Source organism: Xanthomonas chitinilytica (genome assembly GCF_026107455.2).
GTDB lineage: Bacteria > Pseudomonadota > Gammaproteobacteria > Xanthomonadales > Xanthomonadaceae > Stenotrophomonas > Stenotrophomonas chitinilytica.
Genome location: NZ_JAPCHY010000008.1, coordinates 213,206 through 228,565 on the forward strand (window position 1 = coordinate 213,206; position 15,360 = coordinate 228,565).

Sequence of the window (15,360 nt, forward strand, 5' to 3'; positions counted from 1 at the left end):
ACAGCCGGCCGCGCTTCGTCGCTCCGGTGGTGCGCGGCGCGCAGCGCCGGCATGGCATGTGGTGGCAGTTGGACGAACTCGGACCGGCGCGGATGGACGCGGCCGGCTGCACGGTGCCGTACGCCTGCGTCGCGGCGCGCGGCTTGGTCGCGCGCCTTCGCTTGCCGTCTTCCTGCCGGCGGTTCGGCCCGGGGCGAAGGCCGTGCGGGTTGCGGCTCAGCGCCGCGTCGCCAACACTCCGTCCAGTGCCAGTTGCGGCTTGAAGCCGGCCTTCCCCAGTCGCCGCGCGACCTCGCGCGGCACGTCGCGGCCGCTGGTGAGCCTGTTCGGCGTGCCGGTGTAGTGGAACAGCCGGCCGCCGCGGCGCAGCACCCGCGCCAGCTGGTCGTAGAACGCCTGCGAATACAGCTCGCCGGCGATGCCGAAACGCGGCGGATCGTGCAGGATCGCATCCACCGAATCGTCGGCCAGGCCGACGATGGCCTGCGACACGTCGCCATGGGTCAGCTGCAGGCGGCCGCCGGCGTCGGCCGAATCCGGGTCGGGCGACCATGGGTTGAGCGTGCGCAGCCACAGCACGTCCGGGTTCTTCTCGAACGAAAGCAGCCGCGCCACGCCGGCCTCCAGGCAGCAGGCGGCGAAATAGCCCAGGCCACCGCAGGTGTCTAGCAGCGTCCGGCCGCGCGGCTCCACCAGTGCCACCTTGCGGCGCGCGTCCTCGAACGGCGACAGCTGCGCGCTGGGCAGCATCTTGATGCCGTCGATCTCGAAGGTCGGCGCGCCCCACTCGGTGGGCACCAGCTTGATCAGGCCGCTGCCGAAGCGCGAGATCGCGGCGAATTCCCCGCCGTCCCAGTAGTAGATCGTGCGCTCCTTCAGCCGCTGCGGATACGGATAGGCGTGCCCGTGCCAGTGCCAGCGGTCGGCGTCGAGGCGGGCTTCGCTGCTGCTGCGGTCCAGGTCGAGCGAAGCGTTCCACGTCGCCGCGCCGCTGTCGCGGGCGGCCAGCAGGGCATCGGCGAGCGGGCGGGTGAGGAGGGGACCGGAATAATGGCTCACGGGCGGCACGGTCCGGCGGGAGCCGCAGGCAGCGGATCGTTCCGGACGCAGGGAAAAGGGGCTGAATCCTAACCCACGCCGGTCGTCGCGGCGCGCCTTGGCGTCGGCGATCATGTCCGCGCCGCGCACGCCGGGGCGCAGGAGCGGGCGCGACTGCGGCATCATCCAGGCAATGGCGACGCACTGGAACAGATGATGGATACACCCTGCAAACCCCGCATCGGCCTGGCCCTGGGCGGAGGTTCGGCCCGCGGTTGGGCGCATATCGGCGTCATCAGCGCACTGGAGGAGAACGGCATCAGGCCGGATGTGATCGCCGGCACCTCGATCGGCGCGCTGGTCGGCGCGGTCCATGCGGGCGGCCAGCTCGGCCCGTTCGAGGACTGGGTGCGCACGCTGACGCCGCGCGATGTGATGTCGCTGATGGATTTCCAGTTCGGCGGCGGCGTGCTCAAGGGCGTGCGGCTGATGGACTTCCTGCGCAACCGCTTCAATGACGCGCAGATCGAGGACCTGGCCATTCCCTTCGCCGCCACCGCCACCGTGTTGCAGACCGGCGCCGAGGTGTGGCTGCGCAGCGGCTCCGCGATCGACGCGGTGCGCGCGTCGATCGCGTTGCCGGCGTTGTTCACGCCGGTCCATCACGAGGGCCGGCTGCTGGTGGACGGCGGCCTGGTCAACCCGGTGCCGGTCTCGCTGGCGCGGGCGATGGAGGCCGACATCGTCATCGCGGTGGACCTGGCGTCCGGACTGCTCGGGCGCAACCTGCGGCCATCGGAGGCGAAGCCGGCCGAGCCGGGCGGCCACGAATGGCTGCGGCGGTTGCAGGCCAGCGTGGGCGGGCTGCTGTCCTCCTCGGCGCGTACCGAACCCAGCCTGCCGTCGCTGCTCAGCGTGGTCAGCACCAGCATCGACATCATGCAGGTACGCATCACCCGCAGCCGCATGGCCGGCGATCCGCCGGAAGTACTACTGCGCCCGCAGGTGGCCGACATCGGCCTGCTGGATTTCCACCGCGCCGCCGAAGGCATCGAGGCCGGCCGGCGTGCGGTCGAAGTGGACCTGCCGTCGCTGAAGCTGCACTGCGCCGCGGCCACCGCCGACGGCTGAGCCGTGCGCAGTCGCGGTTCCCCGGCATGGCCGGGAACCGTGCGGGCGTGGGTGTGGCACGTCGCTGCGGCATGGCGTTCCGCGCAATGGTGGGAGCATTCCGGCTTTGGCTGCCGACAGCCGGCGTCCACGCGCAATGCTTTCCGGCAGCCGAGGGGTCTTCGGCTGCCGCATGGCTGGTCACAGCCGAGCACCCGGCGACTTCCGGCGGGATCATCGCATCAGGGTGTCGGGCGACCAGCACTTTGCGCTGACGCGGTTTCTTTCCGCCCTGACCCCCATGCGGCTGTCGAAAAGCGTCCCGCGGAAGCGGCGACAGGATCTGCTGCAGGGATCCGTTCCGGAAATGTTCCAGCGCTGGCGGCTCGCCGGCGGCCGTGCCGCTGTTTTCCACCCGCCGCCGGTGCCGACATGAACGGAAAGCGCGGTCCCGGTATCGCCGGCGCCGGACCGCGGGAACTCCGCAGCCCGCCCGCAGTCAGTTCCCGGTCAACGGCCTGGGCGCAGTCTTCGGGAGTCGACGGAACTCCCGGCACGCATAGATGAACTTTCCTGGGGCGGCATGCTGAAACCGAAATTCGATGCCGAGCCGGTAGCGCAGCTGGGCGCCATGGTCGCCGCGGCGGCGATGCTGCTGCTGTTGGGAAAAATGCTGCTGCGCCTGCCGGAACTGCCGTCGCCGGCCGACGATGGGCGGATGGCGCTGCGTTTCCTGGTACGGATGGATGCGGTCGAACCGGAACCGCTGCCGGTACCCGCATCGCCATCGCCGCCGATGCCCGCCGCCTCGTCTCCGTCGCCAGGGTCACGCGGCGCGACCGCTGTCGCAGGGGCGCCGGCCACGCTGGCCCCGGCGTCCGGACTGTACGACGCGCAGGGAAAGCCGCGCCTGCCCACGGGCGTGGCGGTCGATCCGCTGGACCCGGGAGCGACCGCGCCGCCGGGGCTGCCGAACGAACGCGAACTGCGCCGCGCCCGGCAACTGCTGGAACGTCCCCGTGCGCTGGAGCACGAGCCCACCCGTTTCGCCAAGGACTGGATAAGCGACGGCGACGTCGCCGACGTCACCCAGCAGGCCATCGGCCGGCAGATGAAGAAGTTGAACGAGAAGATCTTCGGCGCCGACATCCAGCCGGCGGTCGCACGACCGCCGCCGGAGGTGCGCTTCAATCCCGCGCTGCACGAGCGCAGCGCCGACCTCGGCAGCGAGGCGACCGGCGATGCCTACAAGGCCGCGCCGATCGCCTTCGAGAAGGCGCCGGACCTCAAGGGCGGGGCCAGCAGCCGCATCCGTGCGGCGATCGGCGCGCTGGAGTCGCGCCATCCGCGCTGCGCACCGGCGCAGCTGCGTACCTGGATGGCGCCGGTGCTGGCACACCTGGACGAACTGCAGCGGGTCGAGTACGCCTACGCGCACGGTGCCGATCCGGTGATGGCTGCGCACACGCTGCCGCGCGCGGCCGACAGCGCCTACGACCTGGCGCGACGCGCGCTGTGGTACGCGGAGAAGCAGATGGCCGGCTGCGGTGGTTGAGCCATTCCGGCACGCCGGTGCCCGGCGGCGGTGCACATGCCGCATGCCCGGCAAGCGACCGCGCAGCGACAATGCACGATCCGGGAAAGGCGCGGGGTTCTGAAGGGAACGACGGTGCCAGTGGCGGCTTGTCGGGAACTCGGTACCCGAATGCCGGTCAGTAGCGCGATCGGCCATCTGTGGTGGCCTGCGGTTCCGCAGGGGGCGTTCCGACGGGGCAAGGGAGTGGCGTGCGCAGAAGGGATCCCGGTGGTGAAACGATGGCCCGCGTCAGCGGGTGCCTGGTGGCAGCCGCAATGCTGGCATTGCTGGGGCAACTGTTGCTGCAGATGCCGCAGGCATCGCCGTCGGGAACGGAACAACGCATGCGCTTGCGCTTCGTCGCCCGGGTGCCACCGGCTGCACCTGTGCCGATGGATGCACAGCCACGCCGGCAGTCGCCGGATGCCCCGGTGGGCGGTGTGCCGCCGATCGCCATCCCGCCGCCTGCAGCCCCGCCGCTGACAACGCCACCGCACGGGTCGCAGCGGTTGTTCGACGAGGACGGTCGCGTGCAAATACCCGATGCTGCGACCGATGCCGGTTCCGTCCTGCGAACGCCGGGGTCGCCGGTGTTCGAGCGGCGCGACCCGCTGGCGCGCGGCGTGGGCGAACGGGCCACGGCCGATCTGTTCTCGCGCAGCGCAGCCGGTACCCGGCAATCGCGGGCACAGCGCTGGATCTACGGCGACGACGTGCAGCATGCCGATGCGCGGCCGCCGCCGGAAGTACGCTTCAATCCGGCGCTGCACGAACGCCGTGCCGACCTCGGCCGCGAGGCGAGCGGCGATGCCGAACCGGTTGCGCCCATCGCCTTCGAGAAGGCACCGGGCCTCGAGGGCGAGGCCAGTCGCCGCATCCGTGCGGCGATCGGCGCGCTGGAATCGCGCCATCCGCGCTGCGCGCCAGCGCAGCTGCGTACGTGGATGGCGCCGGTGCTGGCGCCTCTGGACGAGCTGCAACGCGTCGAATACGCCTATGCGCATGGCGCCGATCCGGTGATGGCCGCGCATACGCTGCCGCGCGCGGCCGACAGCGCCTACGACCTGGCGCGACGCGCGCTGTGGTACGCGGAGAAGAAGATGGCCGGCTGCGGTGGTTGAGCCGGTCCGGGGTCGCCATGCGCCGTACGCCCGCACGGAGCGCACATGATCCGCGACCTGTCCGTTTCCGGCGAGCACGTTCCGCATGCGGCATGTGCGTGTCCTGCCGACGGCAAACGACGGCGAACGGGAGGACACCGCGCGGCCGGCGCGGCAGCTGCATCGCCGGTTGCCTGTCGCCATGCTGGCGCGTGTGCGGCCGCGATGCCGGCAGCCATGACCGGGCGCGGTTCCGGGCGGGGCCACGGTGGGACAACTTGCGCGGACATCGCATCGTTCCGCTGAACCGGCGTACTGCGGCTGCCTAGAATGAGGCTTCCTCCAGTTCGAACAGGAAACTCATGAAGGCGATCGCGTTGTTGTCCTGCCTGTGGGCGTGCAGTTCCGTCGTCCATGCCGAAGCCGTGGGTGCCGGTGTCGCGCCCGGGCACAGCCATGCGTTGCCGCGGCATGCGCTGGTCGGTTACCTGCACAACTTCGACAACGGCACCGGGCTGCTGCCGGTGGGCGAGGTGGACGAGGCCTGGGACGTGATCGTGCTGGCCTTCGCCGACGACATGGGCGAGGGCCGCATCGCCTTCAACCCCGACCCGGGCCTGGAGCGGGAGCGCCTGGTCGCCGACATCGCCGCCAAGCGCGCTGCCGGCAAGATCGTGGCGCTGTCCTTCGGCGGCGAACTGGGTACGGTCACGCTGGATACGCAGCGCGACGAGGACAACTTCGTGCGCACCACCGCGCAGGCCATCGATGCGTTCGGCCTGGACGGCATCGACATCGACCTGGAGAAGATCGCCGGCGTGGTCCACGGCGCCCCGGTGGTCGGCCATCTGGTCTCGGCGGTGAAGCGGCTGCACGCGATGTACCCGAACCTGTACGTGTCGATGGCGCCCGAGCACCCGTACGTGCAGGGCGGCTGGGTGGCGATGCGCGATATCTGGGGCGCCTACCTGCCGCTGATCGACGGCCTGCGCGACGAACTCGACCTGCTGCACGTGCAGCTCTACAACAACGGCGGCCTGCCCACGCCCTACCGCGAGGAGCCGTTCCCCGGCGGCAGCGTGGACATGATGGTGGCCTCGGCGAAGATGCTGATCGAAGGTTTCCCGCTGGAGCAGGGCCAGGGCGGGCACTTCGCAGGCCTGCGCGCCGACCAGGTGGCGCTGGCGCTGCCGTCGGGGCCGCGCGCGGCCAACAACGGCCAGGCCAGTGCGGACGACATCAACCGCGCCTTCGATTGCCTCACCACCGCCCGGGGTTGCGACAGCGTGGCGCCGCGGCAGCCCCATCCCGGTTTCCGCGGGGTGATGGCGTGGTCGATCAACTGGGATGTGGTCGACCAGCGGACGTTCTCCGGCCCGGTCGGCGGGCACCTGCGGGCGGCGCGGGAGCGCTGAACCGGCTGCGTCGGCGGATGCCGGGCCGCTGCGCGGGTCCGGGCCAGCGCGGGGCGCGCGTCCGCCGCTCACTCCAGGGTGAAGTGCACCAGGGTGACGTCCTCCCCGGCGCTGAAGCCGGGATACAGCCGCTGCAGTTCGGCGAGCAGCCCGGCCACGCTCCGGCAGCCCGGGTCATGCTCGTACTGCAGGTCGGCCCCGGTCAGCGCGGCGAACGGCTTGAGTTCGGTGCGCAGGGGGCGTGGCGGCGAAAGGTGGCCATCGGCCAGGCGCAGGCGGGCTTCCCGTATTCCGTGCCAGCGGCCGCCGCGGCGCACGCTGGTGTTCCGGCCGGGCAGGAACACCGGGTTGCGGAACTCGAGTATCGGCGGCTCGGGCAGGGTCATCGTGGGCCATTGTGGGCTGTCTTCCGCGCTGTGCGGCGACACCGCCTGTGGCCTTCCTCGCTGTTCGTCACCCCGGCTTTGCAGGGCCGGGCCCACGATCGCGCCGCGTCCATGCGAGGAAGGGAGCGGCGGACATGCGCCGGAGACTGCTGCCGGGTATCGCCCTGATGTTGTGCCTGCCGTCGATGGCGGTGGCCGCGCGCACCATCTACCGCTGCGTGCAGGGCGGCACGGTGAGCCTGGCGACCGCGCCGGAGCCGGGTTCGCGCTGCAAGGCGCTGACGCTGGACGACGATGCGGTGCAGTTGCCGAACCTGTGGGGGGATTTCGGCGTGTTCAGCGGCGTGCTGTACGAACGCGAGCAGGACGGTGCGCTGGTCTACTCCACGCGCAACCTGCCCGGATCGCGGGTGTACCTGCGGTTCACCGTGGTCACGCCGCCGGGCGAGCCGGCGCATGCGGGACTGGGCGAGGTGGGGCCGCCGCGGCTGGACCGCCATGCCCGGCAGTTCCGTGCCGCGGCGCGGACCACGGGCGTGGACGATGCCTGGCTGCGGGCGATCGCCCACGCCGAGAGTGCGTTCGACGAGACCGCGGTATCGCCCAAGGGCGCGCAGGGCGTGATGCAGCTGATGCCCGAGGTCGCCGCCGAGTACGGGGTGCAGGATCCGTTCTCGCCCTCGCAGTCGATCCTGGCCGGCGCCCGCCACATGCAGTCGCTGCTGCAACGCTACGACGGCGATCGCACCCTGGCCGCGGCCGCGTACAACGCCGGCATCGGCGCGGTCGCGCAGTACGGCGGAGTGCCGCCCTATGCCGAGACCCGCGGCTACATCGACAAGGTGCTGTCGTTGTACGCGCGTTATCGCGTGGCGCTGGGGACCGCGCCGGAGCGGCCGGCACGATGAGGCCGGGTACCGTCTTCCATTGCGGAGGGCGTCTCCCGGTCAGCGCATCGAATGGCCGCTGTGGATGTCGTACCGTTCGATCCGGCCCACCTCCGCCAGGGCGGCCTGTACCGCAGGGCGTGCCCGCAACTGCTGCCAGCGCGCATGCGTGGCGATGTCCGCCGGCAGCGGTGGCGGACGCCGGTAGTCCTGCAGTTCGGCCAGCGTCGCGTTGCGCTCCTGCGGCGATTGCAGCAATCCGACCAGGGTCGCCTCGGCCTCGTCCATCCGCTCGGCCACGACCAGCCCCCACAGATGGTTCTGCGGGGCCGCGTGCCGCAGTTCGTGCAGCTGCGCCAGCGCCTGGTCGATGCCGTCGCCGTCGCCGCGCAGCATCATCGCCCGCAGGGTCGCCAGCTGTTGCACGCTGCGCCCGTAATCGCTCATCTGCCCGACCGAAGCCAGGATGCCCAGCGCCTCGTCGGCCCGGCCGAGCCCGGCGTACAGCATGGCCAGGTTCAGTACCTGGCTGACGTTGGGATCGCCGCGTTCGCTGAGCCGGCTGGCGGTTTCCAGCGTGGCCACCGCTTCGTCGGTCCGGCCCAGGCGGCGCAGCGCGATCGCGCGGTTGTTGAGCAGCCAGACGAAATCCTCGAGGTCTTCGTAGGCGGCCGCCATCCGCGGATCGACCAGCGAGGCGGCGACCGCTTCGGAGATGCGCAGCACCTCCTCGTCGTCGCCGACGGTGAGCAGGGCGTAGCTCAGTTCCATCAGCACCGCCATCCGCTCCGGTTGCAGCAGGTTCCTGACCCGCATCGCATCGAGGTGCCTGCGCGCGGCCAGCGACGGATCGAAGCGGGGCAAGGTGCGTTCGATGAACGCATCGAAGCGCCGGTCCGCGCGGACCCGCACCAGCTCCATGGGCGTGTCGATGCGGGCCAGGGTGGCGCGCACCCGCCCGCTGTCGTCGTCCTGCAGCTGCAGCACGGCCAGTTCCAGCCAGGCGCCCGCGGGCTCGATGCCCTTGGGTTGCCAGCGGGCGTCGAACAGCGCCTGCAGCAGCGAGCGGCGGGCGGCAGGCAACGGTTCGAGCTGGTTGATCATCTGGAACACGAGCAGCTCGTCGATCTCGTCCAGCGAGTCCGGCCAGCGCTGGACGCGCCGGGTCATGTGCGCGGCCGCCGCCTCCAGGTTGCCGCGGTCGGCTTCCAGCGCGGCCAGCAGGTACCAGTCGTAGGCCACGTCCGGATCGGCCGCGACCGCGCGCTGGTACAGGGCCAGCGCCCGGTCGTTGCGCTCGAGCTGTATCGCGGTCGAGCCGGCCAGGGCCAGCAGGTCGTGCTGAAAGCCCGGGTCCAGCCCGGCGAAGCGGTGGTCGTCCAGGGCCCGGGCCAGCCGGGCGTCGGCCTCGGCGAACCGGCCGCTGTCGAACAGCGCCTCGATCGCCGGCAGTTCCCGGCGCCAGTGCCCGCTGGGCATCGCGTTGCGCGACAGGGTCTTGTCGTTGGCGGCGGGCTGGGCGGCGACTGCGACCGGCAGTCCCAGGACGATGGCGGCCAGCAGCGTGGCCAGCGGACGGAAACCGGGAATGGGAGCCAAGGGATCGATGCCGGATGGAGTGGCCGCCATTGAAGCGGCACCGGCGGTGCGGCACAAGCGATGGCGGTTCCGCCGGATGGGACGAGCGTCTATCGTGCGCAGTCCTGGATCGATACGGACGTGCATGAACCGCAAGTTTGGGGTGGGGGTGGTGATCGTGGCGGTGGCGGCCGCATTGGCGGCGACTTTCCTGTTGCCGCGACCGGTGCCGGCGCCGACCGGCCCGGCGCCGACGCCGCTGGGATGGCAGGGGCAGCTGTCGCTGCTGGCCGGCGACGGGATCGCCGGCAACACCGACGGCGCCGCCGCGCAGGCGCGCTTCGCCGACCCCTATGGCCTGGTCATGGATGCCGCCGGCACGGTCTACGTGGCCGATGCCGGCGACAACAACCGCATCCGCCGGCTCTGGCTCGACGGCCGGGTCGACACCCTGGCCGGTGGCGTCGAAGGCTTCGCCGACGGCCTCGGCGCGGCGGCGGCCTTCCACACGCCGTCGGGGCTGGCGCTGGACCGCAGCGGCAACCTCTACGTGGCCGACACCGGCAACCACGCGATCCGCAAGGTCACCCCGCAGGGGCAGGTCAGCACCCTGGCCGGCAACGGCGAGCCGGGCTTCGCCGACGGCATCGGCCGCCAGGCGCGGTTCGACGGACCGATGGGCGTGGCGGTGGACGATGCCGGGCGGGTGTACGTGGCCGATACCTGGAACGACCGCATCCGCGTGATCGAGCCCGACGGCCGCGTGCGCACGCTGGCCGGCGGCGAGCGCCCCGGCCATGTGGATGGGCGCGGCGACGAAGCGCGTTTCGATACCCCCACCGACCTGGCCGTCGCCGCGGACGGCCGGCTGTGGGTGGCGGACCTGCGCAACGACGCGATCCGCACGCTGGATCCGGACGGCACGGTCGGCACCCGCATCGGCGGTCCCGACCAGCCGCGGCAGCTGTGGGGGCCGATGGCGCTGGCGGCGACCCACGACGGCGTGCTCTACGTCGGCGAGCGCCTGAGCGGCCGGGTGGTGCAGCTGTCGGCGGGCGGGCACGTGGTGGCGCTGGCCGGCGGCGATCCCGCGCCGCGGCTGGCGCGCCCGGCGGCGGTGGCGCTGGCGCCCGACGGCAGCGTGCTGGTCAGCGACGCCGGCAGCCACCGGCTGCATCGCCTGGCGCCGCTGGCGCCCGGGCAGGCGCCGGCACCGGCGGTGGTCGGACCGTCGCCGGACAATCCGCTGCCGCGCACCGCCGGGCGCTGGCCGCTGCACCCGCAGCTGGGCTGGCACGAGGTGGTCGGCACCCTGGGCGAAGTGCGCGGCAACTTCCGCGGCGAGAACCGCAACCACCTGCACAGCGGCTTCGACGTGCGCGGCGACGTCGGCCAGACCGTGCTGGCCATCGCCGACGCCAAGGTCAGCAGCCCGGTGGCGACCTGGAGCCTCGGCGGCCAGGCCGAAGGGCTGTCGCTGGACATGCTGGACTACATCCACATGAAGGTCGGGCGCGACCCCGGCAACCGTCCGCTGGATCCGCGCTTCCAGCTGCTGTACGACGAGGCCGGCAAGCTGGAGCGGGTGCGCGTGCGCCGTGGCACCCGCTTCCGCGCCGGCGACGCCCTGGGCAGCATCAACAACCAGGCGCACGTGCACCTGGCGGTGGGGCCGTCGGGCTACGAGCGCAACGCAGTGCGGCTGGGGTTCGCCAACTACGCCGACCACTACCGGCCGAAGATCGACGACATCTTCCTGCTCGACGCCCACGACCGGCGGCTGGCGCAGCGGCTGGGCGGGCGCCTGCTGGTGCCGCGTGAAGGCGATGGCGTGCAGATCGTGGTCGAGGCCTGGGACCAGGTGGACCGCAACCTGCCGCGCCGGCGGCTGGGCCTGTACGCGCTGGGCTACCAGGTCCTCGACGCCGGCGGCACGCCGTTGCCGGGCTACGAGGCGCCGCGCATGAACATCGAATTCAACCGCATGCCGCCGCAGGGCGAGGCGGTGAAGGCGGCCTACGCGCCGGACAGCGGCATCACCGTGCACGGCAGCGCCGTCACCCGTTTCCAGTACGTGCTGACCAACACCGTGCGCGACGGCCTGCTGGCCACCGGCCTGTGGCAGCCCTCGGAACTGCCGGCCGGCGACTACATCCTGCGCATCACCGCCCGCGACTACAGCGGCAACGAGGCCGAAGCCGGGCGCGAGCTGCCGATCACCCTGCAATGAGTACGCCGACAGGATTCGTCGTACCCGCGCAGGCACGGCCCCGGCGGCTTCCACCGGGGGAAATGCACGGCCCCGGAGACCCGCCCGCGCAGGGACGACGGCAACGGTTCTGCGGCCGCTCCAGGCCTCAGGCGCCGACCCGCGCCCGCTCGGCGTCCATGTCGTGCAGCGGACGCACCTCGATGCTGCCGTAGCGCGACCAGGGGAACTCGTGGGCGATGCGCATCGCCTCGTCGTGGTCGCGGGCCTCGATCAGGTTGAAGCCGGCCAGGATCTCCTTGGTCTCGGCGAACGGGCCGTCGGTGACGCGCGCCTGCCGTTCGCGCGTGCGCAGCGTCCGCGCCGCGGCCGGCGGCTGCAGCTGCTGCGCCAGCAGCAGCGTGCCCTGCCGCTGCAGCTCGTCGGCATGTTGCAGGCAGCCGCGCATCAAGGTGTCGTACTCGGCCGCAGGCAGCGCCTGCAGCAGGTCCGGGTCGATATAGATCAGCAACAGGAACTGCATCTGGCCCCCGCGAGGGTTCGGGCGAAGGCCCGATTCTGCCGCATGGGCGCCGGCCACGGGGGTTGTTGCGCTGCGGCAGCGCATTCGCGGATTGCTCCGTTGCTGTTCGAAACGCTCGCGACTGACGTCGCTCCTACAAGGGCCCCACGGCCGGTGGTGGGAGCGACGCCAGTCGCGACAGCGGGGCAACGACGGCCCTTCGCGGCCGGGCAAAAAAAAAAATCCGCCGCGTGTCGATTTCCGCCGCCTGCGTTCGTCGTGATGAGTGAAGGCCCACCACAGGGCCGCCTCGGAAACGGAGCGAACGATGAAAGTGATGGTGATAGTGAAGGCCACCGCCGCCAGCGAGGCCGGGCAGATGCCCACCCACGCCGAGCTGGAGGCCATGGGCAGGTACAACGAGGAACTGGTCGAGGCCGGGATCATGCTCGCCGGCGAGGGCCTGCATCCGAGTTCGCGCGGCGTGCGGGTGCGCTTCGACGGCGACCGCCGCTCGGTGATCGATGGCCCGTTCGCCGAAACCAGGGAGCTGATCGCCGGGTTCTGGCTGTGGCAGGTGCGTTCGCTGGACGAGGCCATCGAATGGCTCAAGCGCGCGCCGTTCGGCGCCAGCGGCGAGGAGCAGGTGGAACTGCGCCAGGTGTTCGGCATGGACGACTTCGGCGAGGCCTTCACCCCTGAATTACGCGAGCAGGAACAGCGTCTGCGCGACCGCATCGGCAACCCCGACTGACCCACATCCACAACCTGGAGCATTCCCATGAAACTGATCCCGTTCCTCGGCTTCGACGGCCGGACCCACGAGGCGATGGCGTTCTACGCGCAGGCGCTCGGCGGCAAGGTGGTATCGGAGATGAAGTACCGCGACATGCCGCCCAGCGAGGGCATGGAAGGCTGCGGCGAGATGCCGCCGGAAACGCTGGACCACGTCGCGCACAGCCAGCTCGAGGCCGGCGGCGCGATCCTGATGGCCGCCGATGCGCCCTCGGAAGAGGGCGGCAGCGCCACCACCATCAACGTCGAGGTCGATACGGTGGAGGAGGCCGAACGCGTGTTCAAGGCGCTGTCCGACGGCGGCGAGGTGAAGATGCCGCTGGCCGAGACCTTCTGGGCGCAGCGCTGGGGCTTCCTGATCGACCGCTACGGCAAGCCGTGGATGGTCAACTGCATGAAGCCGATGTAACGCCGCCCTTCACCCCGACCCATTGGAGCAATCACCGCCATGCCCACGCCACAGATGATCTTCGTCAACCTTCCCGTCCGCGACCTGGAGCGTTCCAGGCGCTTCTTCGCCGCGCTGGGCTATGGTTTCAATCCCCAGTTCAGCGACGACAAGGCCGCCTGCATGGTGGTCAGCGACAGCATCTTCGTGATGCTGCTGGTGGAACCCTTCTTCAAGGAGTTCACGCTCAAGCCGATCGTCGATGCGCACGGCCACACCGAGGTGATCACCTGCCTGTCGGCGGAGAGCCGCAGGCAGGTGGACGAGCAGGTCGACAAGGCGCTGGCCGCCGGCGCCAGCGAACCGCAGCCGGCGCGCGACTACGGTTTCATGTACCAGCGCGGCTTCCAGGACCTGGACGGCCACCTGTGGGAAATCGCGCACATGGATGGCGAACCCGGCTGACCGGATCGCCGCCGCCGATGGAGAACGACGATGAGCTATGTCGATGGATACGTGCTGCCGGTCCCGGCAGCCAACGTTGCCGCCTACCGGCGGCTGGCGCGCCAGGCCGGCAAGGTCTGGAAGGAATACGGTGCGCTGCAGTACATGGAATGCGTGGCCGACGACGTGCAGCCGGGCAAGTCCACCTCGTTCCCGCAGGCGGTCAAGCTCAAGCCCGGCGAGACGGTGATCCTCGCCTTCGTGGTGTTCGCCACGAAGGCGGCGCGCGACCGCATCAACCGCAAGGTGATGGCCGACCCGCGCATCGCCGGACTGGGGCCGAAGGACATGCCGTTCGACACGCGGCGCATGTTCTGGGGCGGCTTCAAACCGATCGTCGCCTTCTGAGCCTGCCGCTTGCGCCGGCCCGGCCGCGATGCTGTGATCGCGGTCGATGAACGGACCCGACCTGCAGCGGACCCTGGACACCCTGTGGCGCATGGAGTCGCCGCGGCTGATCGCGCGCCTGGCGCGGATGCTGGGCGACGTCGGCGCAGCCGAGGAACTGGCGCAGGACGTGCTGGTGTCGGCGCTGGAGCGCTGGCCGGACGACGGCATTCCCGACAACCCGGCGGCCTGGCTGATGACCGCCGCGCAACGCCGCGCCATCGACCGCCTGCGCCAGCGCCAGCTGCACGCGCGCAAGCATGCGGTGCTGGAGCACGAGCCGGAGTACCAGGGGATCGCCATGCCCGATCACGAGCGCTGGGTGGAGGACGACATCGGCGACGACCTGCTGCGGCTGGTGTTCGTCGCCTGCCATCCATTGCTGTCGGCCGACGCGCGGGTGGCGCTGACCCTGCGCCTGCTCGGCGGGCTGGGCACCGACGAGATCGCGCGCGCGTTCCTGCAGCCCGAGCCCACCATCGCCCAGCGCATCGTGCGCGCCAAGCGCACCCTGGCCAGCCGGCAGGTGCCGTTCGAGGTGCCGCGCAAGGCCGAGTGGGGCACGCGCCTGGAGTCGGTGCTGGAAGTGGTGTACCTGATCTTCAACGAAGGCTATTCGGCCAGCGCCGGCGACGACTGGATGCGCCCGGCGCTGTGCGAGGAGGCATTGCGGCTGGGACGGGTGCTGTGCGGGCTGCTGCCGCGCGATGCCGAGGTGTTCGGGCTGCTGGCGCTGATGGAACTGCAGGCCTCGCGCACGAAGGCGCGTATCGCCGCGGACGGCAGTCCGATCCTGCTGCCGGAGCAGGACCGCGCACGCTGGGACTGGCTGCAGATCGGCCGCGGCCAGGCGGCGTTGCAGCAGGCCTGGCGGCTGGGTGGGCAGGACGGGCCGTACGCCTTGCAGGCGGCCATTGCCGAATGCCATGCGCGCGCGCGCCGCGCCGCCGATACCGACTGGGCCGCCATCGCCGCGCTGTACGCGCGGCTGGCGCAGGTGCAGCCGTCGCCGGTGGTCGAGTTGAACCGCGCCGTGGCCGTGGCCCGCGCCGAAGGTCCGGCGGCCGCCTGGGCTCTGGTGGAAGCCCTCGGCGACGACCCGCGCCTGCGCGGCTACGCGCCGCTGCCGGCGGTGCGCGGCGACCTGCTGCAGCAGTTGGGCCGCCTGCGCGAGGCGCGCGCCGAGTTCGAGCACGCCGCCGCGCTGACCGGCAATGCCCGCGAGAAGGCGCACCTGCTGGCCCGTGCCGCGGGGCTGGGAGACACCCGTTGAATTGCCGCGGCGGGGCGGTCGTGATGTGTCCCGATATGTGAGCCGCTGCACGGCAAACCCGGTCTCTGGATGGATAGTCTTGGGCCGCCTAGCTGTGATCTCTCAGTAGGTTGTTCATCCGGGGCATCTCTGGAAGATGGAGGTTGCGAAGCCAACCCAGCCCCCAGGAGCCCCGGATGAACCTGCATAAACATGCCCGTCTTACGCCTCGC

At 71.2% G+C, this 15,360-nt stretch carries 16 protein-coding genes; 12 read left to right on the forward strand and 4 right to left on the reverse strand.

Translation table 11 applies throughout. The features are described from left to right. Positions 1–216: 216 nt before the first annotated feature. Positions 217–1,059: a class I SAM-dependent methyltransferase gene (locus tag OK345_RS10955; protein WP_265128010.1), complete on the reverse strand. Its 843-nt coding sequence runs from the start codon at positions 1,057–1,059 to the stop codon at positions 217–219. 195 nt (positions 1,060–1,254) lie between these two features. On the opposite strand from OK345_RS10955, the gene rssA reads away from it, so the two are divergent. The 5 genes from rssA (at position 1,255) to OK345_RS10980 (ending at position 6,239) form a co-directional block, all read left to right on the forward strand. Beyond that, a complete protein-coding gene (rssA, locus tag OK345_RS10960; RefSeq protein WP_265128011.1) occupies positions 1,255–2,169 on the forward strand; it encodes a patatin-like phospholipase RssA in 915 nt (304 codons plus the stop codon). Between the two features lie 136 nt (positions 2,170–2,305). Further along, the gene (locus OK345_RS10965; RefSeq protein ID WP_265128012.1) at positions 2,306–2,584 is read left to right on the forward strand and encodes a hypothetical protein; all 279 of its coding nucleotides are present in this window, start codon (positions 2,306–2,308) and stop codon (positions 2,582–2,584) included. Between the two features lie 147 nt (positions 2,585–2,731). Then, positions 2,732–3,703 carry a hypothetical protein gene (locus OK345_RS10970; RefSeq protein ID WP_265128013.1) on the forward strand — a complete coding sequence of 324 codons (972 nt, stop codon included), beginning with the start codon at positions 2,732–2,734 and terminating at the stop codon, positions 3,701–3,703. A 182-nt stretch (positions 3,704–3,885) separates the two neighbouring features. Next, positions 3,886–4,845 carry a hypothetical protein gene (locus OK345_RS10975; RefSeq protein WP_265128014.1) on the forward strand — a complete coding sequence of 320 codons (960 nt, stop codon included), beginning with the start codon at positions 3,886–3,888 and terminating at the stop codon, positions 4,843–4,845. Between the two features lie 341 nt (positions 4,846–5,186). Beyond that, entirely contained in the window at positions 5,187–6,239 is a 1,053-nt protein-coding gene (locus OK345_RS10980) for a chitinase (protein WP_265128015.1), read from the forward strand. Between the two features lie 68 nt (positions 6,240–6,307). Here the strand turns inward: OK345_RS10980 and OK345_RS10985 are convergent, their stop codons facing one another. Next, positions 6,308–6,625, reverse strand: a complete 318-nt coding sequence (locus OK345_RS10985) for an ASCH domain-containing protein (RefSeq protein ID WP_265128016.1) — start codon at positions 6,623–6,625, stop codon at positions 6,308–6,310. Between the two features lie 134 nt (positions 6,626–6,759). Between OK345_RS10985 and OK345_RS10990 the strand changes: the two genes are divergently transcribed. Next, positions 6,760–7,533, forward strand: coding sequence for a lytic transglycosylase domain-containing protein (locus OK345_RS10990; protein ID WP_265128017.1), 774 nt, complete (start codon positions 6,760–6,762; stop codon positions 7,531–7,533). A 39-nt stretch (positions 7,534–7,572) separates the two neighbouring features. On the opposite strand, the gene OK345_RS10995 is transcribed toward OK345_RS10990, so the two are convergent. Next, entirely contained in the window at positions 7,573–9,111 is a 1,539-nt protein-coding gene (locus OK345_RS10995; protein ID WP_265128018.1) for a tetratricopeptide repeat protein, read from the reverse strand. 124 nt (positions 9,112–9,235) lie between these two features. On the opposite strand from OK345_RS10995, the gene OK345_RS11000 reads away from it, so the two are divergent. Next, the gene (locus OK345_RS11000; RefSeq protein ID WP_265128019.1) at positions 9,236–11,320 is read left to right on the forward strand and encodes an NHL repeat-containing protein; all 2,085 of its coding nucleotides are present in this window, start codon (positions 9,236–9,238) and stop codon (positions 11,318–11,320) included. Positions 11,321–11,447: 127 nt separating this feature from the next. On the opposite strand, the gene OK345_RS11005 is transcribed toward OK345_RS11000, so the two are convergent. Then, a complete protein-coding gene (locus OK345_RS11005; RefSeq protein ID WP_265128020.1) occupies positions 11,448–11,822 on the reverse strand; it encodes a YciI family protein in 375 nt (124 codons plus the stop codon). 307 nt (positions 11,823–12,129) lie between these two features. Between OK345_RS11005 and OK345_RS11010 the strand changes: the two genes are divergently transcribed. Genes OK345_RS11010 through OK345_RS11030 form a run of 5 tightly spaced genes read left to right on the forward strand, consistent with a single transcriptional unit; the run spans position 12,130 to position 15,148 of the window. Then, positions 12,130–12,555 carry a YciI family protein gene (locus tag OK345_RS11010; protein ID WP_265128021.1) on the forward strand — a complete coding sequence of 142 codons (426 nt, stop codon included), beginning with the start codon at positions 12,130–12,132 and terminating at the stop codon, positions 12,553–12,555. Between the two features lie 27 nt (positions 12,556–12,582). Next, positions 12,583–13,005, forward strand: a complete 423-nt coding sequence (locus OK345_RS11015; protein ID WP_265128022.1) for a VOC family protein — start codon at positions 12,583–12,585, stop codon at positions 13,003–13,005. Positions 13,006–13,044: 39 nt separating this feature from the next. Beyond that, positions 13,045–13,449, forward strand: coding sequence for a VOC family protein (locus OK345_RS11020; RefSeq protein WP_265128023.1), 405 nt, complete (start codon positions 13,045–13,047; stop codon positions 13,447–13,449). Between the two features lie 30 nt (positions 13,450–13,479). Next, on the forward strand, positions 13,480–13,836 hold the full coding sequence (locus tag OK345_RS11025) for a DUF1428 domain-containing protein (protein ID WP_265128024.1): 357 nt from the start codon (positions 13,480–13,482) through the stop codon (positions 13,834–13,836). A 46-nt stretch (positions 13,837–13,882) separates the two neighbouring features. Next, positions 13,883–15,148, forward strand: coding sequence for an RNA polymerase sigma factor (locus OK345_RS11030; RefSeq protein WP_265128025.1), 1,266 nt, complete (start codon positions 13,883–13,885; stop codon positions 15,146–15,148). Positions 15,149–15,360 lie beyond the last annotated feature (212 nt).